The organism is Aminobacter anthyllidis, from assembly GCF_018555685.1.
In the GTDB taxonomy this organism is placed as follows: domain Bacteria; phylum Pseudomonadota; class Alphaproteobacteria; order Rhizobiales; family Rhizobiaceae; genus Aminobacter; species Aminobacter anthyllidis.
Genome location: NZ_JAFLWW010000002.1, coordinates 213,444 through 236,567, shown reverse-complemented (window position 1 = coordinate 236,567; position 23,124 = coordinate 213,444). Strand labels below are relative to the sequence as shown.

Here is a 23,124-nt window from a genome sequence, read left to right as displayed (position 1 = left end):
ATGTTGCTCAAGAACCGCATTGCGGTGGTCCATGGCGGTGGTGGCGCGATAGGTGGCGCCGCTGCAAAGGCGTTCGCTCGCGATGGCGCCCGTGTCTTCCTTGCCGGGCGCTCGCGCCCCCGGATGGAGGCTGTCGCGGCCGACATTCGCGCCAATGGCGGCTTCGCGGAGATCGCTGTCGTCGATGCGCTCAACGAGGAGGCGGTCGAGCGCCATGCCGGTTCGGTGGCGACGAAGAGCGGTGGCATCGACATCGCGCTGAACGCCGTCGGCGTCGCCCATGTGCAGGGAACGCCGCTGGCGGAGCTTTCGCTTGCCGATTTCGAAACGCCTGTGGCCGCCTATACCAGGACCAACTTCCTGACCGCCAGGGCGGTGGCGCGGCACATGCGCGGCAAGGGCGTGATCCTGACGCTGTCGACGCCCGGCGCGCGCATGTCGGGCGTAGGATTTCTCGGCAACGGCGTTGCAAGTGCCGCCGTGGAGGCATTGTCGCGCATCCTTGCCGGCGAACTCGGGCGGAGTGGCATCAGGGTGATCTGCTTGCGCCCCGACGCCATACCTGAATCCGTGCAGGTGTCGCATGTGCGCGCCGCCTTTGAAGGGTTTGCCAGCCGGGCTGGCATCTCGGTCGACGACATGCTCGCTGCCCGCGCCGCCAGCGGGCCGTTGCTCGGGCGCTTCCCGACGCTGGCCGAGATCGGCGACTTCGCAGCCTTTGCCGCCTCGGATCGGGCCGGTGCGATGACCGGTGCGATCGCCAATCTGAGCTGCGGCACGCTGGTCGACTGACCGCTGCCTTGCCAATTCCCGTGTCCCCTGATCTTCTCGGATGGAGAGCGGGGGCACGGACAACATGCTTTTCTTTGTCATCGAGGATTTTCGCGGACGCGACCCGAAGGCGATCTATCGCCGCTTCCGCGACAAGGGACGGCTGGCGCCCGAGGGTTTCCTCGTCCATCACAGCTGGATCGCGGCAGACATGAGCCGCTGCTTCATGCTGGTGGAGGCCGATGACGTGACGCTGCTGCAGCGCTGGGTCGTCGAGTGGGCCGATCTCGTCGTTTTCGAGATCGTGCCGGTGGCATCGAGCAAGGACACCGCCGCAGGGCTCGCGCCCCATCTCTGAGCCGCGTGTGCTCGCGCGCCGTATCAATCGAGACTTGCAAATGCCGCTTGCAAATGACTGGGCGGCTTGTTTTCCTGCCGATGCATTGGAGGCATGCATGCGGCAGATTCTCTTGTTTACAGTTGGCGCACTCGTCGTTGCGTCGCTGAGCTCTGCCTCGGCCGCCGAACGCCGCTGCGGCTGGTATGCAAGCCCGACGCCGGGCAATCTCTGGCTCATCGACAAGGATGCGACCTGGACGATCACCTCGCAGGGCGAGGCTGACGGGCCTGATGCGGCGGGCGCCGACAAGGCACCCGACTTCAACCCCAGGCAGTTCGTCGAAACCAATGTACCGGGGGCCGGATATGGCTATGGCTGTGCCTGCATGACCGTCGAGACCGACGCCAAAAACCAGCGCATCAAAAGGGTCTTCGCCGGTGACATCCTGCCGCTGAACAAGTGCAGGGCCGACAAGTCGTTGCCGCCGCCACCGGATTGAGCCCCGGGGTTTCGGGAATGACGGCCAGTCAACCCGCGCATGGGCCCGACTGAACGGGATGCCGCGAGGCTATCGATGATTGAACGTTAGAGGACACAAGCATGGCATTGAGCGGGGCAAGCAACGACTACCAGCGCAAGCGGCAGCAGGGCGAGAGCGCCAGGGTCGAGTTCGTCGAGCTGTTTTTCGACCTCGTCTTTGTCTTTGCGGTGACGCAGCTGTCGCATTTCCTGCTCAAGCACCTGTCGGTGGCAGGCGCGCTCGAGGGACTGCTGATGCTGGTCGCCGTCTGGTGGGTGTGGAACTACACCGCCTGGGTGACCAACTGGCTCGACCCGCGCAAGGCGCCGGTGCGCGGCATGTTGTTTGCCCTGATGCTGGCCGGCCTGATGCTGTCGACCTCGATCCCCGAGGCCTTCGAGGGGCGTGGCCTGCAATTCGCGCTCGCTTATGTCGCCATGCAGGTTGGGCGCACCCTGTTCGTGATCTGGGCGCTCAAGAACCATAACCGCGACAACTACCTCAACTTCGTCCGCATCGGCCTGTGGCTGGCATTGTCGGGCATTTTCTGGATCGCCGGCGGACTGGCCGAGCCCGAGAACCGTTTCGCGCTGTGGGCGGTGGCACTGCTGATCGAGCTGGTGTCGCCGGCGCTCGGCTTCTGGACGCCCTGGCACGGCGCCTCGTCGACCACGGGCTGGGACGTCGAGGGCGGCCACATGGCCGAGCGCTCGGCGCTGTTCATCATCATCGCGCTCGGCGAATCGATCCTGGTCTCGGGCGTGACCTTTGCCGAGCTCGAACTGAACTGGGTCAATCTGGCGGCATTCCTGACGACGTTCTTCGCCTCGGTGGCAATGTGGCTGGTTTACTTCAACGTCGGGCAGGAACTCGCCCACCACAAGATCGCGGAAGCCGCCGACACTGGGCAGATCGCCCGTATCGCCTACACCTATATCCCGGTCATACTGGTCGCCGGCATCATCGTGGTGGCGGTTTCGGACGAGCTGGTGCTCGCCCATCCGCTCGGCCATGCCGAGCCGGCGCTGATCTGGACGGCGATCGGCGGCTCGGCGCTCTATCTGGCCGGCAACCTGCTGTTCAAGTTCTATGTCGTCGGCCGCGCGCCGCTGTCGCATATCATCGGACTTGGACTGCTTGCCGCGCTGGTGCCTTTCGCCAGCCATATGTCGCCGCTGCTGATCGGGGCGGCGACGACCTTCGTGATGGTGCTGGTGACGATCCTCGAACTGCGCGGCCAGCCGGCCAAGCGGGCGCATTAGGGGCTGGACGAAGAACCGGGGCGGCCAGGCTTCTGGATCGGGACACTGCCTCGTGTAGTATCCCCGGAGGTTTCGCTCCGGGACGTTACGACATGATCCTCATCGGCCAGTATGACAGCCCCTTCGTCCGCCGCGTCGGCATAGCACTTCGGCTCTATGGCCTGCCCTTCAGGCACGAGCCCTGGTCGGCGTTCGGCGACGCTGACAAGATCCGCGCCTACAACCCGCTGACGCGGGTGCCGACGCTGGTGCTCGACAATGGCGAGGTTCTGCTCGACAGCCACATGATGCTCGATTACCTCGACAGCCTGGCGCCGGCGGGCCAGGCGATGTTCCCAAGGGACGAGCCGGCGCGGCACCAGGCGCTCAAGATCACGACGCTGGCCACCGGCGTCGGCGAAAAGGCGGTCAGCCTGTTTTACGAAAAGCGGCTGCATGCGCAGGTGTCGGAGGTCTGGGTCGAGCGCTGCCGCACGCAGATCGCCTCGGTGCTCGCGGTGCTGGAAACAGAGCGTGCCAAACGGGGCGGGGCCTGGTTCGGCGACCGCATCGGCCATGCCGACATCGCCGTGGCCGCCGTGTTGCGCTTCATCAACGACGCGCATCAGGGCCTGCTTGATATGGCTGAATTCCCCTCACTCGCAGCGGACGCCGCACGACTGGAGGCTATGCCGGTGTTCCAGGAGATCAGCCAGGAGTTTATCCCGCCGGCATGAGGGTTGCTACCGGAGCGTGATCCGGCCCGAAAACCGGCATCGACTTCCAGGATCATGCCCGGCCGGTGCGCAGCTTTTCGATCGCAGCAAAGCGCTTGAGGAAGGCGTCCTGCACGCGCTTTGCCGGTTGCGGTGCAAGGTCGAGCCCGTCGGCGGTGATGCCGCGCGGGCGGCCGAAGAATTCGGTCGCCTCAGCAACAGAAAAGCCGGCAAGCAATGTCGCCTCGAAATAGGCCGATATCTGGTCGGCGCGCTTGATGTCCTTCTTCAGGCCCTGGCCGATCTCAGCCGGCAGGCCGAAGCGCAAATGGATAGCGTGCTGCAGACGCTCCTCGCAGGTTTTGTAGCCGCCGCCGACGACCGACTTGAACGGCGAGATCATGTCGCCGATGACGTATTCGGGCGCATCGTGCAGCAGCGCTGCCAGCAGCGCCTCCGGCGATGCGGCCGGCACAATCCGGCGGAATATCTGCTCGACCAGAAGCGAATGCTGCGCCACCGAAAAGGCGTGGTCGCCGGAGGTCTGGCCGTTCCAGCGCGCGACACGGGCGAGGCCGTGGGCGATGTCGGAGATTTCGACGTCGAGCGGCGAGGGATCGAGCAGGTCGAGGCGGCGGCCCGACAGCATGCGCTGCCAGGCGCGGGGCGGGGCGCCGGGACGGTCGGCCATGGCTCAGGCGTCTTCCGCGCTGGCGGCTTCGGGATAGGTGAAGCTGGCCCAGGATGGGATTTCAAGCGACACTGCGACATCGCCGGCGGTGATCTCGCTGCCGGCGTCGAGAGCCGCCTTGACGCGGTCGATACGGGCGATGGCGAGGCCATGTGACCCGGAGGCTGAACCGAGCGCGCCCAAGACCTTGCCGTCGGCCCTGAGCTCGGTGCCGGCGGCGGGGAGGTCCGCGGCGGCGGTGACCAGAAGCACGCGGCGGCGGGCGGTGCCGCGATGCTGCATGCGCGACACCACTTCCTGGCCGATGAAGCAGCCTTTCTTGAAACCGACTCCGCCCATCTGGTCGAGCAGCACGTCATGCGGGAAGGCGTCCGCCAGGGCGTAGTCAGGGCCGCTTTCGGCGACAGCATTGGCGATGCGGAAGGCATGCCAGTCGGCTTCGCCTGCGGTGGCCGCGGGTGCTACGCCATAGTGGCGGAACACCGGCGACGGAAAGCGGCTGTCGCGGACGGTCGTTGTTGAATCAGTTTGCGAAGCGGCTGAATCAGATTGCCACGAAACAGAGACAAGCACCTGATCCTGCTTGGAAATATCTGCCTTGGCGCGCAGCCGGTAGAGCATCAGGCGGCGGACGAAATCGTCCGCTATGTCGGCCCGGCATTCGAGCCTCAATGCGTTCTCGCCGCTGCGCGAGACCAGGAAATCGAACATGATCTTGCCTTGCGGGGCGAGCAGCGCGCCGGGTCTGGCCTCGTTCTGGCCAAGTGCATCCAGGTCGAGCGTCAGGATGTTTTGCAGGAAATGCTCGGCATCGGGGCCGGAAACATCTGTTATGGCGCGGTCTGCGAGGATGGCTGTCGGCATGGACCTGATCTTGCATTTCTGAGAGCCATTACGTAAGCCGCAGGCAATTCCCAGACAAGGGCACGCGCGATGGCAATCACCTTCGATCTCATCCTCAAGGGCGGCACTGTCGTCAATCAAGACGGCACCGGTGTCCGCGATGTCGGTGTGACCAACGGACGGATCGCCGCGATCGGCGATCTGGGCAGCGCCTCCGCCGGCGAGACCATCGATTGCCGCGGCCTGCACATCCTGCCCGGCGTGGTCGACTCCCAGGTGCATTTCCGCGAGCCCGGCCTCGAGCACAAGGAAGACCTGGAGTCGGGATCGCGCGCGGCAGTGCTTGGCGGCGTCACCGCTGTCTTCGAGATGCCCAACACCAATCCGCTGACGACGAGCGAGGCGGCCCTTGCCGACAAGGTCAGCCGTGCCACCGCGCGCATGCATTGCGACTTCGCCTTCTGGGTCGGCGGCACGCGCGAGAATGCCGGCGACGTCGCCGAACTGGAGCGCCTGCCGGGCGCTGCCGGCATCAAGGTGTTCATGGGCTCGTCGACCGGCGACCTTCTGGTCGAAGACGACGAGGGCGTCGCCTCGATCCTGCGCAACACCCGCCGCCGCGCCGCCTTCCACTCGGAAGACGAGTTCCGCCTGCGCGAACGCCTCGGCTATCGTGTCGAAAACGACCCGGCGTCGCACCCGATCTGGCGCGACGAGATCGCCGCCCTGCAATGCACCGAGCGGCTGGTGCGCATCGCCCGGGAAACGCGCGCGCGCATCCATGTGCTGCACATCTCGACGGCGGAAGAAATCGCCTTCCTCGAACATCACAAGGATGTCGCGACCTGCGAGGCGACGCCGCACCATTTGACTATGAGCTCGGACGATTACGCCCGTCTCGGCACGCTTTTGCAGATGAACCCGCCAGTGCGGGCTGCCCGCCACCGCGACGGCATCTGGCATGGCATCAGCCAGGGCGTCGTCGACGTGCTCGGCTCCGACCATGCGCCGCACACGCTCGAGGAAAAAGCCAAGGCCTATCCGGCCACGCCCTCCGGCATGACCGGCGTGCAGACGCTGGTGCCGATCATGCTCGACCATGTGAACTCGGGACGGCTGACGCTGGAGCGTTTCGTCGATCTCGCCAGCCACGGCCCGAACCGCATTTTCGGCATGGCGCGCAAGGGCCGCATCGCTGCAGGCTACGACGCCGACTTCACCGTCGTCGACATGAAGCGCAAGGAAACCATCACCAACGCCCAGGCAGGCTCCAAGGCCGGCTGGACGCCCTATGACGGCAAGCAGGTCACCGGCTGGCCGGTCGGCACCATCGTGCGCGGCATCCGCGTGATGTGGCAGGACGAGATCACCACGCCGTCGCAGGGTAGGGCGGTGGAGTTTTCGGAAGCGGTGGTGCGGTAGATTTCTACCTCCCCCTTGTGGGGAGGTCGGACCGAAGGTCCGGGTGGGGGTATGACGTCGCGTCGCCCCCACCCCGACGCTACGCGTCGACCCTCCCCACAAAGGGGAGGGTAAGGAAAGAGCGTCAATCTCCCGCGACGAAGAAGGCCCAGCGGCCTTCGGGCGTGATGCCGAGGCGGTAGAAGACGTAGGCGCCGTACTGCTTCATGTCTTCGTAGTCGCCGGCGGTGACGATCTTGAACAGTTCGACCTTCTGGCGCGGGTCGAGCTTGTCGAGCGGGATGCCGAAGAAGTAGGGCCAGACATAGAGGTCCTCGTCGGTACCTTCGCCGAGGTGGACGTAGCCGGCGTTCAGGACCTCTTCCATGATGGCGAGGATTTCCTGGCCTTCGCCGTCGCCGGACAAGCCCTTGATGAAGGCGATCGGATCGCCCTCGATGTCGCCGAAGGACAATTGTGGCATCGATTCGCCCTGGCCGACCAGTGGCCGCAGCTTTTCGATGTCGCCGGTCTTGGCGGCCTCGACGAGCAGGGTGCGCATGCGCGCCACCGGCTCGGGCAGGCGGGAGAGATCGTAGACGATTTCGGGAAGCGGGCCGTCCGGATCGAGATTGGGTGCAGCGGGCCCCGTGGCGCCGCCCGGTTCCGTGGGCGTGGCATCCTGCGGCTCGGCCGGCTGCTCGTCCGCCGGTTCTTCGGTGTCTGCAGGCGAGGTGGTCGCCGGCGTCTGGATCGGGTCGGGCATCGGCACCGACTTTTCAGGCGTCGCGTTCTCTTCGGTGGCCGGCTTCGGCGGCATGACCGGCGCCGGGATTTCCTCACGCTTGATTTCGGAGAGCGCGAACGCCGTCGAGGCGTAGAGCGGCAGGACGAGCGAGGCGGCAAGACCGAGAACGGCAAGTCGCAATGCGCCGCGGGGCGCAGTTTCAGTCTTTGGCCGCATCAGATCCCTGGCTCCGGTATTCCCAAGCGCATGCCCCCTCTCGGGCCGACGCTGCAACGCTTTCAATCCGTCTAACCCCGCCCGGAAACCTGTTCCGGTGGCGCGTGGTTACACCGCTAATGTGCCAGCATGATGCCGAAACCGTGTCGGCTAGTCAAAGAAGTGGGGTAGCGCTCAATGCCGCAGGCGCACGGGCTCGAAGTCGCCGGCTTCCACCCTGGCGCGCATGCGGTCGAGCATGGCAAGCGCCGCGCGTTCGCCATTGGCGGCGACGATCTCGGCAAAAGCGGTGGCAAGGGCTGCTTCGGCAATGATTTCCGGCTCGATGCCGGCGGACAGGCCTTCGGCCCACGCCTCATTGTGGCTCTCGACGGCGGTCAGGCGCTTTTCTTCCCGAACCAGGGCGTCGATGTCGCTTACGCTTTGTTCCATTGCGGTCTTTCACCCTGCCCAGTGAACCGATGATTCGGATCAACTTGAGCTATCCCTTTAATGTCCCGTTAAGACACCTAGCACAATCGCCCGTCCGTGTACGGCAGGCAATGCCGGGAAAGTAAATAGCCTGTTAATTACCGAAGCGAGAGGCGATATCCCGGCTGAGCGCCTCGCCTTCCTTCATGTAGCGGCTGATCGCTTCGGTCGCCGAAGGCGTGCAGGCGGTGTAGGTGCCATCGAAGGAGCGGTAGCCACGGTTGAAGCTGGCGATGAACCGGGCGCGTCGTTCCGCCGACGGATTTTCAGCCTGGAGCAGCTTTTCCATCTCGCCGCGCCATTGCGTGCCCTTTTCGCCGCACAAATTACGCAGGAAATGCAGCGATCCCAGAACTTCGGCCAGGCGCATCAATCCCGGCTCGAATGGCGCTTCGACGGCGCGCGCGGGTGCTGCGAACGCAACGGTCGCGGCAAGCGTGATAGTCATGATGTAGGTCGAAGCGCGCATCATAAGCGTTTGTGGCGAAACAATTTGTCGCCTGCAAGGCCGCAGCGTGGCTATCCCAAGCCTATGCAGGTAGCGCGACCTGTCCGCCGAGCAGTTCGAGCACGATTTCGAGCGTCGAATCGGTCAACGGCAGGCGCTCGATCTCGGCGAGGTCGAAATAGGCGGCCTCGTCGGCATCGTCGGCGGCGACCGGTTCGCCCTGGAGGTGACGGGCGCCAAACACCGTGAGCAGGTAGACCGAAGCACCCTCGGCACGGCTGTCGATGAGCAATTCGCGCAATGGCACCAGCGCGCCGACGGCGACGCCCGTTTCCTCCATCAACTCGCGGCGGGCCGCATCCTCGAGCGTTTCGCCAGCTTCGACCCGTCCGCCTGGGAAAGCGTAGAGGCCTTTCGACGGCGCGCGGCCACGGCGAACGAGCATGATCGAGCGGCCGCGCAGGACGGCGACCGAGACGGCGGGAACAATGGTTGCTTGGATCATCAATCTTTTTGCCCGGGGGACGCGTTCCATTGTGGAACAGCCGACCATATCCGCTTTAGCGGTTGCGGCGGGTGCGATCCATCGCCACTTTCAGGCGATGAACTGGAACTTGACCTGATGTGCGGACGCATAGCGGTGCTGGCATCGCCCGACGAGACGTCCGCCTTCCTGGGCGTTGGCGATCTCGAAAGCTTTCCGCCGCGCTACAATGTAGCGCCGACCCAGCCGATCCTGGTGGTGATGTCGGGGCCGCAGCGCCCGCCGGGCTCGAATTTGCCCGACCGCATGGCGCTTTTGGCGCGCTGGGGCCTGATCCCGGCTTGGAACAAGAACCCGGCCGACATGCCGCTTTTGTTCAACGCGCGTTCCGAATCGGCGATCGAAAAGGCTTCGTTCAAGACCGCCATGCGCCACAGGCGTGCGCTGATCCCTGTTTCGGGTTTCTACGAATGGAAAAAGCTGCCGGGCAACCGGCGCCAGGCCTATTGGCTGAAGCCGCGCAAGGGCGGGCTGGTGGCGCTGGCCGGGCTCATGGAGACGTGGAGCGAGCCCGGCGGCTCGGAAATGGATACGGCTGCGATCCTGACCACCGGGGCGAGTGCCGATATCCTGCACATCCACGACCGCATGCCGGTGGTGATCCAGCCCGAGGACTTTGCCCGCTGGCTCGACTGCCGTACCCAGGAGCCGCGCGACGTTGCAGCATTGATGCGGCCGGCGCAGCCCGACTTCTTCGAGCAGATCCCGGTGTCGGAACTGGTCAACAAGGTCGCCAATGTCGGACCGGAGATCCAGCAGCGGGTCGAGCCGCTGCCAGAGGCTGCGCCGGCGAAACCAAAAGTGGAAAAGCGTAAGTCCAGCGACGACGACCAGATGAAACTGTTCTGAGGTCAAGCTAGAACGGCGGCGTGACCCAGTCGATCTTTTCCGCCGCAATCTCCGGTTTCCTGCTTGGCGCGTCGCTGATCATAGCGATCGGCGCGCAGAACGCGTTCATCCTGCGCCAGGGCCTGTTGCGCCAGCACGTCTTCATACTGAGCCTGATCTGCGCCGCCTCGGATGCGCTGCTGATCGGCCTTGGCGTCGCCGGGCTCGGCACGCTGATCGCCCAGTCGCCGCGCCTGATCACAGGGGTGACCGCGGGCGGCGCTCTCTTCTTGTTCACCTATGCTGCTATCGCCTTCCGACGAGCGATGAAGCCGGAAGTGCTGCAGGCAGCCAAGTCTGGCGAAGCCAGGCTCTGGCCAGCCGTCGCCGCCTGCCTCGCCTTCACCTTCCTCAACCCGCATGTCTATCTCGACACGGTGGTGCTGCTTGGCGGCCTTTCGGCCGCCTACGAGGGACAGGCACGCCTGGCCTATGGCCTGGGTGCTGCGTCGGCGTCGTTTGTCTGGTTCTTCGGGCTCGGCTATGGCGCCCGGCTTCTGGAGCCGGTCTTTGCCCGGCCTGCCGCGTGGCGCGTGCTCGACGTCCTGATCGGCCTGGTGATGGCCGCGATCGGCCTGAGCCTGCTAAGCCGCCTTGTTTAGCTTGAGCGGCGTCTTTTCTTTCTTCGGTGCGCAGATCAGCGCAGCCAAAATAGCGGCGGGGCCGATGGCCCGGTAGTGCTTGGTGAGTTCGGCGTGCTGGGCACGCGCTCGTTCGGCTTCGGCTTGTTTTCGTTTCATTGGTCTCTTCCCTAAAGTCAGCTCTATTGAGAGCGGCTGCATTTGCTTACGGATTCGGTCTAATTCGTGGCAGTGCGGCGCCTTTTATCCGGGCGATGTTTCATTACGGTGCCGGGATGTTTAACAAAGTGTTTCAGTACTGCTTCCGTTCCGGTTCCAGCGGTAAAGTTTCATATCGATGCGTCTTGACGGCAACAGCTTCGTGAGGCGATAAAGCCCGTGATGAAAACGTCTTTCGCCATTTCCGGCATTTGCATTATTGGCTAGCGTTCGCGCTGGTCAGGACGTTTTCGCCTCATCTTCACCAAAGACAGGTTGAACGCCCAGGCCAGCAGGCCAGGGGAGTTTTATGTCCGATTCAACGATGAAATCCGGTGCGTTTAGGGGCCTTCGCCTTACCAACACGCTGACGCGCGCGAAGGAAGACTTCGTGCCGATCGATCCGCAAAACGTGCGCATGTATGTCTGCGGGCCGACGGTCTACGACTTCGCCCATATCGGCAATGCGCGCCCGGCGATCGTCTTCGACGTGCTGTTCCGGCTGCTGCGCCATGTCTATGGCGAGGATGCCGTCACCTATGTGCGCAACCTCACCGACCTCGACGACAAGATCAACGCACGCGCGCTTCGCGATTTCCCCGACCTGCCGCTCAACGAGGCGATCAGGCGCGTCACCGAAAAGACGGCCAACCAGTACCAGGCCGACGTCAAGGCGCTTGGCTGCTTGGAGCCGACGGTGGAGCCGCGCGCGACCGAATTCGTGCAGCCGCGCGCCGACGGCCGCGCCGACATGATCACCTTGATTCTGAGCCTCATCGAACGCGGCCATGCCTATGAAGCGCAAGGCGAAGTGCTGTTCGACACCGGCTCGATGGCCGACTACGGGCAATTGTCGAAGCGCAATCTCGACGAACAGCAGGCCGGCGCCCGCGTCGAGGTCGAGGCGCACAAGAAGAACCCCGGCGATTTCGTGCTTTGGAAAGCGTCCTCGGCGGAAGAGCCGGGCTGGGAAAGCCCCTGGGGCCGCGGCCGTCCGGGCTGGCACATCGAGTGCTCGGCGATGGCGTCGGCCTATCTCGGCGAGGTCTTCGACATCCATGGCGGCGGGCTCGACCTGATCTTCCCGCACCATGAGAACGAGATCGCCCAGTCGCGCTGCGCCCACGGCACCGAGGTGATGGCCAACTACTGGATGCATAATGGCTTCCTGCAGGTCGAGGGCCAGAAGATGTCCAAGAGCCTGGGCAACTTCTTCACCATCCAGGAACTGCTGGAGACCGAGAGTTTCGGTGGCCGCAAATGGCCGGGCGAGGTGCTCAGGCTGGCGATGTTGATGACGCATTATCGCGAGCCGATCGACTTCTCCGTGCGCAAGCTGGAAGAGGCGGAGAACACGCTGCGCAAGTGGAAGCGCGCGGCGGATGCTGCGGGCGAGGCGGAAGGCGAGGTGCCCGAGGCGCTGGTTGCCGCGCTGAGCGATGATCTGGCGACGGCAGCGGCGTTCCAGGGGCTGTCGCAACTGGCGGGCGAGGCAAGCGGGAATGTCGAAGCGGCGGCCAATTTGAAGTCTGCGCTGCTGTTCCTGGGCTTTACGTTGGATGCCGTTGAGGTGGACGAGGGGGACGTTGCTGCAATGATCACGCGCCGGCTGGAGCTGATCAACGCCAAGAACTGGGCCGAGGCTGATCGCATCCGCGACGAACTGCTGGCTCGGGGCGTGCAGCTGAGGGACGGCAAGGACCCGGTGAGTGGCGAGCGCGTGACCACCTGGGAAGTGAAGCGGTGATGATGGTGGGGCCGGGCGTGGATAGGGCGGGGCAGTTCGCCCTTCTCTGCCCTGCCTGGTATCTCTCGTCTGAGGGGAGAGATCGCGCTGTGGATTCGGCGGATGGGTTTGTGGGACAGCGCCCCCCTCTGTCCTGCCGGACATCTCCCCCACAAGGGGGGAGATTGGCTGTCACGCCGGTCTTCGCCAATCGCCAACGTTGCAGGAAGGGCGATGTGAGCGCAGCTGCCAATCTCCCCCCTCGTGGGGGAGATGCCCGGCAGGGCAGAGGGGGGCAACGTAGGGCGTCGACCTCACCAAGAGGGCATTGCTGATGCCACACACACCGGTCGCGCCCGCCAACCGCAAGAATGCCAAGTCGATGCGTCGGAAGATGACCGACGCAGAGTTGAAGCTGTGGAATGAGCTGCGTGCACACCGGCTGATGGGGCTCGCATTTCGTCGCCAGTATCCTGTCGCAGGCTACATCGTCGATTTCGCTTGTCCGGCACACAAGCTGATCGTTGAACTGGACGGCTCGCAGCATGCTGAACCGGCCAACGCAGAGGTCGACGCCATCCGAACCCAGCGCCTTGAACAAGACGGCTGGACCATTCTCCGGTTCTGGAACGACGACGTTGTTCGCGATATGGATAGCGTCTGCCAGCACATCGTGATCTCGGCCGGGACGGCCGTCCGCATGAAGGAGGAGTTCGTGCAATGATCGACCATACTGGAATTTCAGTCGCCGATTTCGACAAGGCTCAGGCGTTTTACGACAAGGCTTTCGCGCCGCTGGGCGCGTCGCTGCTGATGATGGTGCCGAGCGAGTATACCGGCGGGGTGAAGGTCGGCGGTTATGGCCGCGAGCGACCGGTGTTCTGGCTGCATGAGGCGGACGCGGGGCCGGGGCGGCACTATGCGTTTACGGCGCGAAGCCGTGCCGAAGTTGATGCGTTTTATGCGGCGGCGATTGCCGCCGGTGGCAAGGACAATGGCGGGCCGGGTCCGCGGCCGCATTATCATCCCGATTACTACGCCGCTTTCGTCTTCGATCCTGACGGCAACAACATCGAGGCGGTGTGCCATGCGCCGGCGTGAGGGAATGTTGCCATGAGCCTGGATAACAAGCCGGTCTATAGCGGCGGCTGCCAGTGCGGCGCGGTGCGCTTTCACGTCGAGGGCGCGCTCGGCGATGCGTCTGTGTGCCATTGCCGCATGTGCCAGAAGGCATTCGGCAATTTTTATGCCCCGCTGGTCTCGGTGCGACAGGCGAAACTGACATGGACGCGTGGCGAGCCGAAGAAATTCCGCTCGTCGAACTTTGCCTTTCGCGGTTTCTGCGGTGAGTGCGGCACGCCGCTGAGCTATGAGGCGCCCGACGGCGTGGCGCTGGCCATCGCCGCCTTCGACGAGCCTGCGGAAATCGCGCCGGCCGTGCAATGGGGTCTCGAGGGCAAGCTGCCTTATGTCGACCACATCCATGAAATGCCTGGCTATTCGACCGAGGACGATCCGGACGCGGCCGATTTCGTCAACGACATCGTGTCGTTCCAGCATCCTGACCACGACACCGACCAATGGCCCCCGGAGGAGCGCAAATGACTGTGATGACCGGTGGGTGTCAGTGCGGTGCGGTACGCTACCGCATCGACCAGGCGCTGGAGAATGCGCATATCTGCCATTGCCGCATGTGCCAGAAGGCATCGGGCAACTACTTCCAGCCGCTGGCGCGCACGCCCAAGGCGAAGTTCTCGGTCACGCGCGGCGAGATCGGCTGGTTCCAGTCGTCCGACATCGTGCGCCGCGGCTTCTGCCGCGACTGCGGCACGCCCTTGCTGTTCGAGGTCGTTGCGCGTGACACGATCAATGTCGTGCTCGGCGCGCTCGACGATCCGGGAGCGGTGAAGCCGACATTCCAGTGCGGATCGGCTGAGAAGATGCCATGGTTCGGCGAACTCGACGCGGTGGAATTGTCGGCGGACGAGAGCGCCTGGTACGCCGCGGTCGCCCCTTCGAACCACCAGCATCCGGACCACGACACTGAACAATGGCCAGCGGAGAAAAGGTCATGACCGAGACTGCAAGGACAGGCGGGTGCCAGTGCGGCGCCGTTCGCTTCCGTATCCACGGAGCGTTGGGGCGCAGCTCGATCTGCCATTGCCGCATGTGCCAGAAACAGTTCGGCTCGTTTTTCGGCGCCTTCGTCGCGGTGCCGGTGGATGGCGTCGAGTGGATCCGCGAGGAGCCGAGCTACTTCCAGTCGTCGATCAACATCGCGCGCGGCTTCTGCCAGCGTTGTGGCACGCCGATGGCCTACAGGCATGCGGAAGGCCTGGAACTGTCGATCGGCTCGTTCGACGACCGTTCCGACCTGGCGCCGACGATCCAGATCAACCACGGCTTTCGCCTGCCGTGGGTCGAGACGATCTTCGACCAGCCCGTGCTCGACAATCCCGACTACTACCAGCGGCAGGAGCAGATCATCTCCTTCCAGCATCCCGATGAAGAAACGGCCAACTGGCCGGAGCATGGACTGAAACTATGAGCGACGAACTGCGCGGCCTCTATCCCGAGATCGAACCCTTCGACAGCGGCATGCTCGATGTCGGCGACGGCCATCAGGTCTATTGGGAGCGTTCGGGCACCAAGGGCGGCAAGCCGGCGGTGTTCCTGCATGGCGGCCCGGGCGGCGCGACCTCGCCAAAGCATCGTCGGCTGTTCGATCCAGCCCTGTACGACATCATGCTGTTTGACCAGCGCGGCTGCGGCAAATCGGTGCCGAATGCCTCGCTCGAGGCCAATACGACCTGGCACCTGGTCGCCGACATCGAGCGGCTGCGCGAGATGGCCGGCCACGACCAATGGCTGGTGTTCGGCGGCTCGTGGGGATCGACACTGGCGCTTGCCTATGCCGAGACTCACCCCGAGCGCGTCAGCGAACTGGTGGTGCGTGGCATCTACACGCTGACCCGCGCCGAGCTCGACTGGTATTACCAGTTCGGCGTCTCCGAGATGTTTCCCGACAAGTGGGAGCGTTTTGTCGCCCCGATCCCCGAGGCGGAACGCGGCGACATGATGGGCGCATACCGCAAGCGCCTCGTTGGCGACGACCGCAAGGCCAAGGTCGAGGCGGCGCTGGCATGGAGCCTGTGGGAAGGCGAGACGATCACGCTGCTGCCCGACCCCGATACCAGCGGCAAGTTCGGCGAGGATGACTTCGCTGTCGCTTTCGCTCGCATCGAAAACCACTATTTCGTCCATGCCGGCTGGATGGACGAAGGCCAGCTGATCCGCGACGCCCACAAGCTGCATGACATTCCCGGCGTCATCGTCCATGGGCGTTATGACATGCCGTGCCCGGCCAAATATGCCTGGGCGCTGCACAAGGCATGGCCGCAAGCCGAGTTCCATCTCATCGAGGGCGCCGGTCACGCTTATTCGGAGCCGGGCATACTGAACCAACTGGTCAGGGCGACCGACAGGTTCGCAGGGAAATGACAATGGCACGCGAACGCATCTATCTTTTCGACACGACATTGCGCGACGGCCAGCAGACGCCGGGCATCGACTTTTCCGTCGAGGACAAGATCGCGATCGCCGATATGCTCGACGAGTTCGGCCTCGATTATGTCGAGGGCGGCTATCCCGGCGCCAACCCGACCGACACGGCGTTCTTCCAGGAGAAGCGGACGAAGCGGGCAAAGTTCGTCGCCTTCGGCATGACCAAGCGGGCAGGGGTGTCGGCTTCCAACGACCCGGGCCTCGCCACATTGCTGCAGGCGAAGGCTGACGGCATCTGCTACGTCGCCAAGAGCTGGGATTATCACGTGCGCGTCGCCCTCGGCGTGACCAATGAGGAGAACCTCGAGTCGATCCGCGCTTCGGTCGAGGCGGCCGGCGCCGCCGGCAAGGAGCCGATGGTCGACTGCGAGCATTTCTTCGACGGCTTCAAGGCCAATCCCGACTACGCGCTGGCCTGCGCGCGGACGGCCTATGACGCCGGCGCGCGCTGGGTGGTGCTGTGCGACACCAATGGCGGCACCCAGCCGTCGGAGGTGCGCGAAATCGTTGCCAGGGTGATCGCTTCAGGTATTCCGGGCGCCCATCTCGGCATCCATGCCCATGACGACACCGGCCAGGCGGTGGCCAATTCCCTGGCCGCCATCGAGGCCGGCGTGCGCCAGGTGCAAGGCACAATCAACGGCATCGGCGAGCGTTGCGGCAACGCCAATCTGATCACCATCGTGCCGACGCTGGCGCTGAAACCGCATTTTGCCGAGCGTTTCGAGACAGGCATCTCGGCTGAGGCTTTGGCTGGCATCTCCCGCCTTTCGCGCGCGTTCGACGAACTGCTCAACCGCGCGCCCGAAGCGCAGTCGCCTTATGTCGGGGCATCGGCCTTTGCCACCAAGGCGGGTATCCACGCCTCGGCCATCGCCAAGGAGCCCAAGACCTACGAGCACGTGCCGCCGGAGATGGTCGGCAACCGCCGCAAGGTGATGGTGTCGGACCAGGGCGGCAAGGCCAATTTCATCGCCGAACTCAGGCGGCGCGGCATCGACGTGCCCAAGGACGACCGCCGGCTCGACTCGCTGATTGCAGTGGTCAAGGAGCGCGAGGCTGAGGGCTATGCCTATGAAGGGGCGGACGCCAGCTTCGAGCTTCTGGCACGGAGCATGCTGCACACGGTTCCGGAATTCTTTCGGGTGACCTCGTTCCGCTGCCTCGTCGAGCGGCGCTTCGATGCCAACGGCAATCTCAAGACCGTTTCGGAAGCCGTGGTGAAGGTCATGGTCGACGGCGGGGAGAAAATGTCGGTGGCCGAGGGCGACGGGCCGATAAATGCGATCGACATCGCGCTGCGCAAGGATCTGGGCAAGTTCCAGGACGAGATCGGCGACCTCGAACTCGTCGACTACAAGGTGCGTATCCTCAACGGCGGCACCGAGGCGATAACGCGCGTCCTCATAGAATCGCATGACAGCACCGGCGCGCGCTGGTGGACGGTCGGCGTGTCGACCAACATCATCGACGCCTCGTTCCAGGCGCTGATGGATTCGATCATCTACAAGCTGATGAAGAACCGCGAGATGGCCGGGCTGGTGGCCGCGGAATAGCCACTGCTTAAGGGGTATGGGCCAGCGATACATGCTGGCCCGACTGATTGATCCATCAACGAAAAGCGGCTGGACCATCAGTATTTTGAAATGGCTTGCGTAGCCGGGCGGGCGCATAGGTTCGCGCCATGAGCACGAGCACGCCTGCGATCACCAAGGACGAAGCCACCCGCGGCTTCCTGTTTGCCCTTTCGGCCTATCTGATGTGGGGCTTTTTGCCCTTCTACATGAAGGCCGTGGCCCATATTCCAGCGCCTGAAGTCATCGCGCACCGCATCACCTGGTCGATTCCGATCGCGGCTCTGTTGTTGTGGTGGCTTGGCCGAACTGCCGACATCGGAACGGCCCTGCGCACCCCGCGCACGCTGGCCATGGGCACGCTGACGGCAACGCTGATCACCATCAACTGGGGCGTCTATGTCTGGGCGATCGGCAACGACCGGGCGCTCGAAACAGCGCTCGGCTATTACATCAACCCGCTGTTTTCCGTATTCCTGGGCGCCATCGTGCTGGGCGAAAAGCTGACCCGCGCGCAGATGGTGGCGATCGGTCTGGCAACGGTTGCGGTCGCGCTTTTGACCTGGGAAACGGGCGGCTTGCCCTGGGTGTCGATCGTGCTCGCGCTGTCCTGGGGCTTCTACGCCCTGTTCAAGAAGACGTTGCCGATCGGCCCCGCACAGGGCTTCTTCCTCGAAGTGCTGATCCTCGGCATCCCGGCGCTCATCTACATCGTCTACCTGCAGGCGACCGGCGTCGGCCATTTCGGCACCACCGGCATGACCGACGTCTGGCTGATGCTCGGCTGTGGCATTGTCACCGCCGTGCCGCTGATCCTGTTTGCCAATGGCGCCAAGCTTTTGAGGATGTCGACGATCGGCATCATGCAATACATCGCCCCGACGATGATCTTCGTCATCGCCATCTTCATCTTCAAGGAGCCATTCTCGAGCGAACGCGCTGTGGCGTTCGGCCTGATCTGGGCGGCACTGGCGATCTATACGTGGTCGATGTTTTCGGAGCGTGGCAAGAACGGCTGATGTTCAGGCGAGGCCGGCCTGCAAAGGTCGGCTTCCTGCGATTCCGGTACTCGCGTAGCTGAATGCAGGCATTTTGGGCTCGGCCTGACCTGAAACAGACCGAGCTTGCTTCCGCTTCGGCGCGGAAGCCTACATCTTGTCGATGAGCGACTGCACGCCTTCGGTCGGGGTCGAGTCGGAGCCGGCCGCGACCATGATGGCCGAGACCACCGCTTCCGGCTCGTCGACAACCAGCGGCTGCACGAGATGTGCGGTGTGGACAAAGCCCTCGGTCTTCATGTGATCGAGCAGCGACAGCATCGGATCCCAGAACCCCTTGACGTTGGCGAACACGATCGGCTTGCGGTGATGGCCGAGCTGCGCCCAGGTCATGATCTCGACGATCTCCTCGACCGTGCCGATGCCGCCGGGCAATGCCACGAATGCGTCCGATTTCTCGAACATCATGTGCTTGCGCTCGTGCATGTTGTCGGTGATGACGAGCTCGTCGAGCCGGGTCAGCGCACTTTCCGTCGCTTCCTTGTTCATCAGGAAGCGCGGAATGATGCCGGTGACCTTGCCACCGGCGCGCAGCGCGCCATCGGCAACCGCGCCCATGATGCCCTTGGTGCCGCCGCCGTAGACCAGCCTGACGCCAGCCTTGGCGATCGAATGACCGAGCAGGTGCCCGGCCTTGATGTAGACCTCGTCGCGGCCCGGCGAGGAGCCACAATAGACGCAGATGGATCGAATCTTGTTCATCGGTTGATTGGGTATTGCCTCCACAGTCAGGGTCAAGCCCGAACGGGGCTTTTTCTTGTCGCTGCCGGCAAAACAAGGTAGACCCGGCGGGCGGCTAGGGGCAGAGAAATATGGCTATTAATCCGTTGAAGATATTCCTACTCGCAGCAGGCGGCTCGGCCGCTGCTGCGACTGTTGCGTATGTGTCCGGGGCACTCGATCCCTATCTTGCGCCGCCCGCCGCGATCGCGTCCCTGCCGGCACCCGCGGCAACGACGCCAACCGGCGACAAGCCGGCAGCCGGCGCGCCGGCTACGACCACGGTCGCGCCGGCGCCAGCTGCGCCTGCCGCTGCGGCCGCCGCAGTGGTTGCGCCGTCGTTCGATGTGGTGCGTGTCGAAAACAACGGCTCCGTTGTCATCGCCGGCAAGGCTGCCGGAAATTCCAAGGTCGAGATCGTGACTGGCTCGAAGGTCATCGGCGCGGCGGTTGCCGGCGCCGACGGCGACTTCGCCGTCGTGCTCGACGATCCGCTCAAGCCTGGCGACTACCAGATCGTGCTGCGCGCGACTGCCCCCGACAATGTGGTGGCGACTTCGACCGAGACGGCAGTAGTGTCGGTGCCGTCGGATCCCAGCGGCCAGGTACTGGCCCTGGTCGAGGAACCTGGCAAGCCATCCCAACTGATCACCGTGCCTAAGCCGGCCGATGCGCCCTCGGCACCGGCGACGCCGGAGCAGCAGGCAAGCGCACCGTCAGCCACTCCGGCGGCGCCTGTTACGGCGGAGCCCGCGCCGGCGAAATCGGAAGCGCCGGCTGCGCAGGTCAAGGTGGCCGTCGAGGCCGTCGAGATCGAAGGCAAGAAGATCTTCATCGCCGGTTCGGCGGATGCCGGGCGCAAGGTGCGCGCCTATGCCAACGAGATCCTGATCGGCGAGACGCTGACGTCGCCCGAAGGCCGCTTCCTGATCGAGGCCGAGCGCGATTTGCCTGTCGGCGACTACATCATCCGCGTCGACGCGCTCGAGCCCAATGGCGCCAAGGTCGTGGCGCGCGCCGCCGTGCCGTTCCAGCGCGAGCCGGGCGAAGCAGTGGCAGCCGTTGCGCCGCAGCCGAAGGCACCTGCAGCTCCAGCCGATGCCACTGCTGCGCCAGCGGCCGAAGCCAAGACGACGATGTCGGGCGAAGTGCCGGCAGCTCCATCCACGGTTGCGCCAGCGGCGGAAGCCACGGCACCGGCTCAGGCACCGGCTGCAACGGCCGACAAGCCGGCCGAGGTTGCCGCAGCATCGGCAGCGCCAGAAACGACGGCGCCCAAGCTCGAGGCGGTCGATGGCGCCGTCATCATCCGTCGCGGCGATTCGCTGTGGCGCATCTCGCGCCGTGTCTATGGCCACGGCGTGCGTTATTCGAACATCTATCTCGCCAACCAGGATCAGATTCGCGATCCCGACCGCATCTGGCCGGGGCAGGTGTTCCGCGTGCCTGAAAAGTCCAAGGAAGGCGAGGCCGCCGACATGGGCGCCATGGGCGCGCAGGCGATGCCGGCGCCCAAGCCGTAAGCGCAGGAACGGCTTTCCGGACAATCCGGGTTGATTGGAAAGAGTTCATCGTCTATCGTCGATATACGATGAACTCTTTCTCTGACACCTCATCCTGCTGCGCGCCCGTCAAGGACGTGACCCAAAAGCTTGCCGCGCTGTCGCATCCAGCACGGCTCGAAATCCTGAGATGCCTGGCCGGCGGCAGGTCATGCTGCTGCAAGGAAGTGGTCGATCAGCTCGACCTCGCCCAGTCGACCGTCTCGCAACATCTGAAAATCCTCGTCGAGGCCGGACTGGTCCGCTACGCGCCGGAGCGGCAACGCTCGCGCTATCAGATCGACCAGGCGGCATTGGCCGCCGTCTCGGCGTCCGTGTCGGCGCTCGTCGACTCCTGCTGCGCTGTCGAAGGCGCGGACATCTAATCAAGGCAAGCACAGTGGCCAGCAAAACAGTATCCGCCGAACGCGGCTCGACCTTCAGCACCATCAGGAACCTCTGGCCCTATATGTGGCCGGAAGACAGGCCGGACCTCAGGGCGCGGGTGGTGTGGGCGACAGTGTTCCTGTTCGTCGCCAAGCTGACGCTGGTGGCCGGGCCATACTTCTTCAAATGGGCGACGGACGCGCTCGCCGGCGACCAGCGCACGCCGCTGCCGCTGCCGGCTTTCCTGGTGGCGCCGGTGATGCTGGTGATCGCCTATAATTTCGTGCGCATTGTCCAGCTTGGCTTCAACCAGCTGCGCGACGCGCTGTTTGCCCGCGTCGGCCAGTATGCGGTGCGGCAGCTTGCACACCGCACCTTCGTGCATATGCACCAGTTGTCTCTGCGCTTCCATCTCGAGCGTCGCACCGGCGGGCTGTCGCGCATCATCGAACGCGGCACCAAGGGCATCGAGACGATCGTCCGCTTCACCATCCTGAACACTGCGCCGACGGTGCTGGAATTCGGGCTGACCGCCGGCATCTTCGGCTTCGCCTATGGTTGGAAATATGTGGCGGTGGTGGCGGTGACGGTGTGGCTCTACACCTGGTTCACGGTGTGGGCGAGCGACTGGCGCATCGGCATCCGTCGCGAGATGAACGATTCCGACACCGACGCCAACACCAAGGCGATCGATTCGCTGCTCAACTTCGAGACGGTGAAATACTTCAACAACGAGAGCATGGAAGCCGAGCGCTTCGACCGCTCGATGGCGCGCTACGAGACGGCGGCGACCAGGATCTGGACCTCGCTTGGCTGGCTCAACTTTGGCCAGGGCGTCATCTTCGGCATCGGCATGACCATTGTCATGGCCATGTCGGCGATGGAGGTAATGGCCGGCACCCAGACCGTCGGCGATTTCGTCTTCATCAACGCCATGCTGATGCAGCTTTCGGTGCCGCTCAATTTCATCGGCTTCATCTATCGCGAAATCCGCCAGGGCCTGACAGACATCGAGCAGATGTTCGACCTGCTCGACGTGAGCCAGGAAGTGGTCGACAAGCCTGATGCCAAGGCGCTTGTCGTCGGCTCGGGCCGGGTCGAGTTCCGCGACGTGCATTTCGCCTACGATCCGAACCGCCAGATCCTGAAGGGCGTGAGCTTCGAGGTGCCGGCGGGCAAGACGGTGGCAATCGTCGGGCCGTCGGGCGCCGGCAAGTCGACGATCTCCAGGCTCCTGTTCCGCTTCTACGATATCCAGCAGGGCGCGATCCTGATCGACGGCCAGGATATCCGCGATGTCAGCCAGCAGAGTCTGCGCGGCGCGATCGGCATGGTGCCGCAGGACACGGTGCTGTTTAACGACACCATCGCCTACAACATCCGCTATGGCCGGGTGAACGCCGACGAGGAGGATGTGCGCAAGGCAGCCGATCTGGCGCAGATTTCGAGCTTCATCCAGCGTCTGCCCGACGGCTACAAGGCGATGGTCGGCGAACGCGGGCTGAAGCTCTCGGGTGGCGAAAAGCAGCGCGTGGCGATAGCGCGCACCATCCTCAAGGCGCCGCCGATCCTGATGCTGGACGAGGCGACTTCGGCGCTCGACACCCAGACCGAGCAGGAAATCCAGAGCGCGCTCGACCAGGTCAGCAAGGGCCGCACCACGATCGTCATCGCGCATCGCCTGTCGACGGTGATTTCCGCCGACGAGATCATCGTGCTCGCCGATGGCGGCATCGCCGAACGTGGCACCCATGCCGAGCTCATGGGGAAGGGCGGGCTTTATGCCGCGATGTGGGATCGCCAGCGCGAGGCGACCGAAGCCGAGGAGCGCCTGCGCCAGGCCCGCGAAGGCGACGAGCTTGGCGTCGTCGTGCGCCGCCGCACGCCCGAGGTCGCGAACGAAGCGGAGTGAGTGGCCGTTCCGGGCCGCCGGGTTC

At 64.3% G+C, this 23,124-nt stretch carries 28 protein-coding genes; 20 read left to right on the top strand and 8 right to left on the bottom strand.

Annotation, left to right across the window (positions count from 1 at the left end):
• From J1C56_RS06300 to J1C56_RS06280, 5 genes are all read left to right on the top strand, one after another.
• Positions 1 to 792, top strand: coding sequence for an SDR family NAD(P)-dependent oxidoreductase (locus tag J1C56_RS06300; protein WP_214387099.1), 792 nt, complete (start codon positions 1 to 3; stop codon positions 790 to 792).
• Positions 793 to 856: 64 nt separating this feature from the next.
• Complete coding sequence (locus tag J1C56_RS06295) at positions 857 to 1,129, top strand: DUF3303 domain-containing protein (RefSeq protein ID WP_214387098.1); 273 nt, start codon at positions 857 to 859, stop codon at positions 1,127 to 1,129.
• Between the two features lie 97 nt (positions 1,130 to 1,226).
• On the top strand, positions 1,227 to 1,610 hold the full coding sequence (locus J1C56_RS06290; protein WP_214387096.1) for a DUF4087 domain-containing protein: 384 nt from the start codon (positions 1,227 to 1,229) through the stop codon (positions 1,608 to 1,610).
• A 101-nt stretch (positions 1,611 to 1,711) separates the two neighbouring features.
• Positions 1,712 to 2,893 (top strand): low temperature requirement protein A, encoded by a 1,182-nt coding sequence (locus J1C56_RS06285; RefSeq protein WP_214387093.1) that lies wholly within the window; start codon positions 1,712 to 1,714, stop codon positions 2,891 to 2,893.
• A gap of 92 nt (positions 2,894 to 2,985) precedes the next feature.
• Complete coding sequence (locus J1C56_RS06280; RefSeq protein ID WP_214387091.1) at positions 2,986 to 3,609, top strand: glutathione S-transferase family protein; 624 nt, start codon at positions 2,986 to 2,988, stop codon at positions 3,607 to 3,609.
• A gap of 52 nt (positions 3,610 to 3,661) precedes the next feature.
• Here J1C56_RS06280 and J1C56_RS06275 read toward each other — a convergent pair whose 3' ends face one another.
• Together J1C56_RS06275 and ygfZ are read right to left on the bottom strand one after the other, a co-directional pair.
• A complete protein-coding gene (locus J1C56_RS06275; protein ID WP_214387090.1) occupies positions 3,662 to 4,279 on the bottom strand; it encodes an HD family hydrolase in 618 nt (205 codons plus the stop codon).
• Positions 4,280 to 4,282: 3 nt separating this feature from the next.
• Positions 4,283 to 5,143 (bottom strand): CAF17-like 4Fe-4S cluster assembly/insertion protein YgfZ, encoded by an 861-nt coding sequence (ygfZ, locus tag J1C56_RS06270; RefSeq protein WP_214387088.1) that lies wholly within the window; start codon positions 5,141 to 5,143, stop codon positions 4,283 to 4,285.
• A 69-nt stretch (positions 5,144 to 5,212) separates the two neighbouring features.
• Here ygfZ and J1C56_RS06265 point away from each other — a divergent pair, with 69 nt between their 5' ends.
• Positions 5,213 to 6,544, top strand: a complete 1,332-nt coding sequence (locus tag J1C56_RS06265) for a dihydroorotase (RefSeq protein ID WP_214387086.1) — start codon at positions 5,213 to 5,215, stop codon at positions 6,542 to 6,544.
• Between the two features lie 124 nt (positions 6,545 to 6,668).
• Here J1C56_RS06265 and J1C56_RS06260 read toward each other — a convergent pair whose 3' ends face one another.
• The 4 genes from J1C56_RS06260 to J1C56_RS06245 all read right to left on the bottom strand — a co-directional run bounded on the left by J1C56_RS06260 (position 6,669) and on the right by J1C56_RS06245 (position 8,911).
• A complete protein-coding gene (locus J1C56_RS06260) occupies positions 6,669 to 7,487 on the bottom strand; it encodes a hypothetical protein (protein WP_214387084.1) in 819 nt (272 codons plus the stop codon).
• A 174-nt stretch (positions 7,488 to 7,661) separates the two neighbouring features.
• Positions 7,662 to 7,919 (bottom strand): hypothetical protein, encoded by a 258-nt coding sequence (locus J1C56_RS06255; protein ID WP_214387082.1) that lies wholly within the window; start codon positions 7,917 to 7,919, stop codon positions 7,662 to 7,664.
• Positions 7,920 to 8,052: 133 nt separating this feature from the next.
• The gene (locus tag J1C56_RS06250) at positions 8,053 to 8,406 is read right to left on the bottom strand and encodes a TIGR02301 family protein (protein WP_246591193.1); all 354 of its coding nucleotides are present in this window, start codon (positions 8,404 to 8,406) and stop codon (positions 8,053 to 8,055) included.
• A gap of 82 nt (positions 8,407 to 8,488) precedes the next feature.
• Entirely contained in the window at positions 8,489 to 8,911 is a 423-nt protein-coding gene (locus J1C56_RS06245) for an NUDIX hydrolase (protein ID WP_214387080.1), read from the bottom strand.
• A 117-nt stretch (positions 8,912 to 9,028) separates the two neighbouring features.
• Between J1C56_RS06245 and J1C56_RS06240 the strand changes: the two genes are divergently transcribed.
• Together J1C56_RS06240 and J1C56_RS06235 are read left to right on the top strand one after the other, a co-directional pair.
• Complete coding sequence (locus J1C56_RS06240) at positions 9,029 to 9,799, top strand: SOS response-associated peptidase (RefSeq protein WP_214387078.1); 771 nt, start codon at positions 9,029 to 9,031, stop codon at positions 9,797 to 9,799.
• A 32-nt stretch (positions 9,800 to 9,831) separates the two neighbouring features.
• Positions 9,832 to 10,440, top strand: coding sequence for a LysE/ArgO family amino acid transporter (locus J1C56_RS06235; protein WP_214388253.1), 609 nt, complete (start codon positions 9,832 to 9,834; stop codon positions 10,438 to 10,440).
• Here the strand turns inward: J1C56_RS06235 and J1C56_RS06230 are convergent.
• Positions 10,423 to 10,578, bottom strand: a complete 156-nt coding sequence (locus J1C56_RS06230; RefSeq protein WP_214387076.1) for a transcriptional regulator — start codon at positions 10,576 to 10,578, stop codon at positions 10,423 to 10,425. The genes J1C56_RS06235 and J1C56_RS06230 overlap by 18 nt on opposite strands.
• 364 nt (positions 10,579 to 10,942) lie before the next feature.
• Here J1C56_RS06230 and cysS point away from each other — a divergent pair, with 364 nt between their 5' ends.
• The 9 genes from cysS (at position 10,943) to rarD (ending at position 18,500) form a co-directional block, all read left to right on the top strand.
• Complete coding sequence (gene cysS, locus J1C56_RS06225) at positions 10,943 to 12,364, top strand: cysteine--tRNA ligase (RefSeq protein WP_214388251.1); 1,422 nt, start codon at positions 10,943 to 10,945, stop codon at positions 12,362 to 12,364.
• Between the two features lie 313 nt (positions 12,365 to 12,677).
• A complete protein-coding gene (locus tag J1C56_RS06220) occupies positions 12,678 to 13,067 on the top strand; it encodes an endonuclease domain-containing protein (protein WP_214387074.1) in 390 nt (129 codons plus the stop codon).
• Complete coding sequence (locus J1C56_RS06215) at positions 13,064 to 13,444, top strand: VOC family protein (protein WP_214387072.1); 381 nt, start codon at positions 13,064 to 13,066, stop codon at positions 13,442 to 13,444. The genes J1C56_RS06220 and J1C56_RS06215 overlap by 4 nt, the downstream gene beginning before the upstream one ends.
• A 12-nt stretch (positions 13,445 to 13,456) precedes the next feature.
• Positions 13,457 to 13,948 (top strand): GFA family protein, encoded by a 492-nt coding sequence (locus J1C56_RS06210; protein WP_214387070.1) that lies wholly within the window; start codon positions 13,457 to 13,459, stop codon positions 13,946 to 13,948.
• The gene (locus J1C56_RS06205) at positions 13,945 to 14,418 is read left to right on the top strand and encodes a GFA family protein (RefSeq protein ID WP_246591191.1); all 474 of its coding nucleotides are present in this window, start codon (positions 13,945 to 13,947) and stop codon (positions 14,416 to 14,418) included. The genes J1C56_RS06210 and J1C56_RS06205 overlap by 4 nt, the downstream gene beginning before the upstream one ends.
• Positions 14,415 to 14,891 carry a GFA family protein gene (locus tag J1C56_RS06200; RefSeq protein ID WP_214387066.1) on the top strand — a complete coding sequence of 159 codons (477 nt, stop codon included), beginning with the start codon at positions 14,415 to 14,417 and terminating at the stop codon, positions 14,889 to 14,891. The genes J1C56_RS06205 and J1C56_RS06200 overlap by 4 nt, the downstream gene beginning before the upstream one ends.
• Positions 14,888 to 15,844, top strand: a complete 957-nt coding sequence (gene pip, locus J1C56_RS06195; RefSeq protein ID WP_214387064.1) for a prolyl aminopeptidase — start codon at positions 14,888 to 14,890, stop codon at positions 15,842 to 15,844. Before J1C56_RS06200 ends, pip begins: the two co-directional genes overlap by 4 nt.
• Entirely contained in the window at positions 15,841 to 17,463 is a 1,623-nt protein-coding gene (gene cimA, locus J1C56_RS06190) for a citramalate synthase (RefSeq protein ID WP_214387062.1), read from the top strand. The genes pip and cimA overlap by 4 nt, the downstream gene beginning before the upstream one ends.
• 128 nt (positions 17,464 to 17,591) lie before the next feature.
• Positions 17,592 to 18,500 carry an EamA family transporter RarD gene (gene rarD / locus J1C56_RS06185; protein WP_214387060.1) on the top strand — a complete coding sequence of 303 codons (909 nt, stop codon included), beginning with the start codon at positions 17,592 to 17,594 and terminating at the stop codon, positions 18,498 to 18,500.
• 129 nt (positions 18,501 to 18,629) lie between these two features.
• Here the strand turns inward: rarD and J1C56_RS06180 are convergent, their stop codons facing one another.
• Entirely contained in the window at positions 18,630 to 19,241 is a 612-nt protein-coding gene (locus J1C56_RS06180) for an LOG family protein (protein ID WP_214387058.1), read from the bottom strand.
• 110 nt (positions 19,242 to 19,351) lie between these two features.
• Here J1C56_RS06180 and J1C56_RS06175 point away from each other — a divergent pair, with 110 nt between their 5' ends.
• The 3 genes from J1C56_RS06175 to J1C56_RS06165 all read left to right on the top strand — a co-directional run bounded on the left by J1C56_RS06175 (position 19,352) and on the right by J1C56_RS06165 (position 23,099).
• Complete coding sequence (locus tag J1C56_RS06175) at positions 19,352 to 20,782, top strand: LysM peptidoglycan-binding domain-containing protein (RefSeq protein WP_214387056.1); 1,431 nt, start codon at positions 19,352 to 19,354, stop codon at positions 20,780 to 20,782.
• A 68-nt stretch (positions 20,783 to 20,850) separates the two neighbouring features.
• The gene (locus J1C56_RS06170) at positions 20,851 to 21,186 is read left to right on the top strand and encodes an ArsR/SmtB family transcription factor (protein WP_214387054.1); all 336 of its coding nucleotides are present in this window, start codon (positions 20,851 to 20,853) and stop codon (positions 21,184 to 21,186) included.
• A gap of 14 nt (positions 21,187 to 21,200) precedes the next feature.
• Positions 21,201 to 23,099 carry an ABCB family ABC transporter ATP-binding protein/permease gene (locus tag J1C56_RS06165; RefSeq protein WP_214387052.1) on the top strand — a complete coding sequence of 633 codons (1,899 nt, stop codon included), beginning with the start codon at positions 21,201 to 21,203 and terminating at the stop codon, positions 23,097 to 23,099.
• Positions 23,100 to 23,124: the final 25 nt, after the last annotated feature.

Excerpts from the sequence above, each read along its gene's own strand:
- J1C56_RS06295 (WP_214387098.1), top strand. The coding sequence starts at position 857 with ATGCTTTTCTTTGTCATCGAGGATTTTCGCGGACGCGACCCGAAGGCG.
- J1C56_RS06290 (WP_214387096.1), top strand. The coding sequence starts at position 1,227 with ATGCGGCAGATTCTCTTGTTTACAGTTGGCGCACTCGTCGTTGCGTCG.
- J1C56_RS06205 (WP_246591191.1), top strand. The coding sequence starts at position 13,945 with ATGACTGTGATGACCGGTGGGTGTCAGTGCGGTGCGGTACGCTACCGC.
- J1C56_RS06265 (WP_214387086.1), top strand. The coding sequence starts at position 5,213 with ATGGCAATCACCTTCGATCTCATCCTCAAGGGCGGCACTGTCGTCAAT.
- J1C56_RS06245 (WP_214387080.1), bottom strand. The coding sequence starts at position 8,911 with ATGATCCAAGCAACCATTGTTCCCGCCGTCTCGGTCGCCGTCCTGCGC.
- J1C56_RS06220 (WP_214387074.1), top strand. The coding sequence starts at position 12,678 with ATGCCACACACACCGGTCGCGCCCGCCAACCGCAAGAATGCCAAGTCG.
- J1C56_RS06200 (WP_214387066.1), top strand. The coding sequence starts at position 14,415 with ATGACCGAGACTGCAAGGACAGGCGGGTGCCAGTGCGGCGCCGTTCGC.
- J1C56_RS06215 (WP_214387072.1), top strand. The coding sequence starts at position 13,064 with ATGATCGACCATACTGGAATTTCAGTCGCCGATTTCGACAAGGCTCAG.
- J1C56_RS06180 (WP_214387058.1), bottom strand. The coding sequence starts at position 19,241 with ATGAACAAGATTCGATCCATCTGCGTCTATTGTGGCTCCTCGCCGGGC.
- J1C56_RS06300 (WP_214387099.1), top strand. The coding sequence starts at position 1 with ATGTTGCTCAAGAACCGCATTGCGGTGGTCCATGGCGGTGGTGGCGCG.
- ygfZ (WP_214387088.1), bottom strand. The coding sequence starts at position 5,143 with ATGCCGACAGCCATCCTCGCAGACCGCGCCATAACAGATGTTTCCGGC.
- J1C56_RS06230 (WP_214387076.1), bottom strand. The coding sequence starts at position 10,578 with ATGAAACGAAAACAAGCCGAAGCCGAACGAGCGCGTGCCCAGCACGCC.
- rarD (WP_214387060.1), top strand. The coding sequence starts at position 17,592 with ATGAGCACGAGCACGCCTGCGATCACCAAGGACGAAGCCACCCGCGGC.
- J1C56_RS06250 (WP_246591193.1), bottom strand. The coding sequence starts at position 8,406 with ATGACTATCACGCTTGCCGCGACCGTTGCGTTCGCAGCACCCGCGCGC.
- J1C56_RS06240 (WP_214387078.1), top strand. The coding sequence starts at position 9,029 with ATGTGCGGACGCATAGCGGTGCTGGCATCGCCCGACGAGACGTCCGCC.
- pip (WP_214387064.1), top strand. The coding sequence starts at position 14,888 with ATGAGCGACGAACTGCGCGGCCTCTATCCCGAGATCGAACCCTTCGAC.
- J1C56_RS06285 (WP_214387093.1), top strand. The coding sequence starts at position 1,712 with ATGGCATTGAGCGGGGCAAGCAACGACTACCAGCGCAAGCGGCAGCAG.
- J1C56_RS06275 (WP_214387090.1), bottom strand. The coding sequence starts at position 4,279 with ATGGCCGACCGTCCCGGCGCCCCGCCCCGCGCCTGGCAGCGCATGCTG.
- J1C56_RS06255 (WP_214387082.1), bottom strand. The coding sequence starts at position 7,919 with ATGGAACAAAGCGTAAGCGACATCGACGCCCTGGTTCGGGAAGAAAAG.
- J1C56_RS06280 (WP_214387091.1), top strand. The coding sequence starts at position 2,986 with ATGATCCTCATCGGCCAGTATGACAGCCCCTTCGTCCGCCGCGTCGGC.
- J1C56_RS06210 (WP_214387070.1), top strand. The coding sequence starts at position 13,457 with ATGAGCCTGGATAACAAGCCGGTCTATAGCGGCGGCTGCCAGTGCGGC.
- J1C56_RS06175 (WP_214387056.1), top strand. The coding sequence starts at position 19,352 with ATGGCTATTAATCCGTTGAAGATATTCCTACTCGCAGCAGGCGGCTCG.
- J1C56_RS06170 (WP_214387054.1), top strand. The coding sequence starts at position 20,851 with ATGAACTCTTTCTCTGACACCTCATCCTGCTGCGCGCCCGTCAAGGAC.
- J1C56_RS06260 (WP_214387084.1), bottom strand. The coding sequence starts at position 7,487 with ATGCGGCCAAAGACTGAAACTGCGCCCCGCGGCGCATTGCGACTTGCC.
- cimA (WP_214387062.1), top strand. The coding sequence starts at position 15,841 with ATGACAATGGCACGCGAACGCATCTATCTTTTCGACACGACATTGCGC.
- cysS (WP_214388251.1), top strand. The coding sequence starts at position 10,943 with ATGAAATCCGGTGCGTTTAGGGGCCTTCGCCTTACCAACACGCTGACG.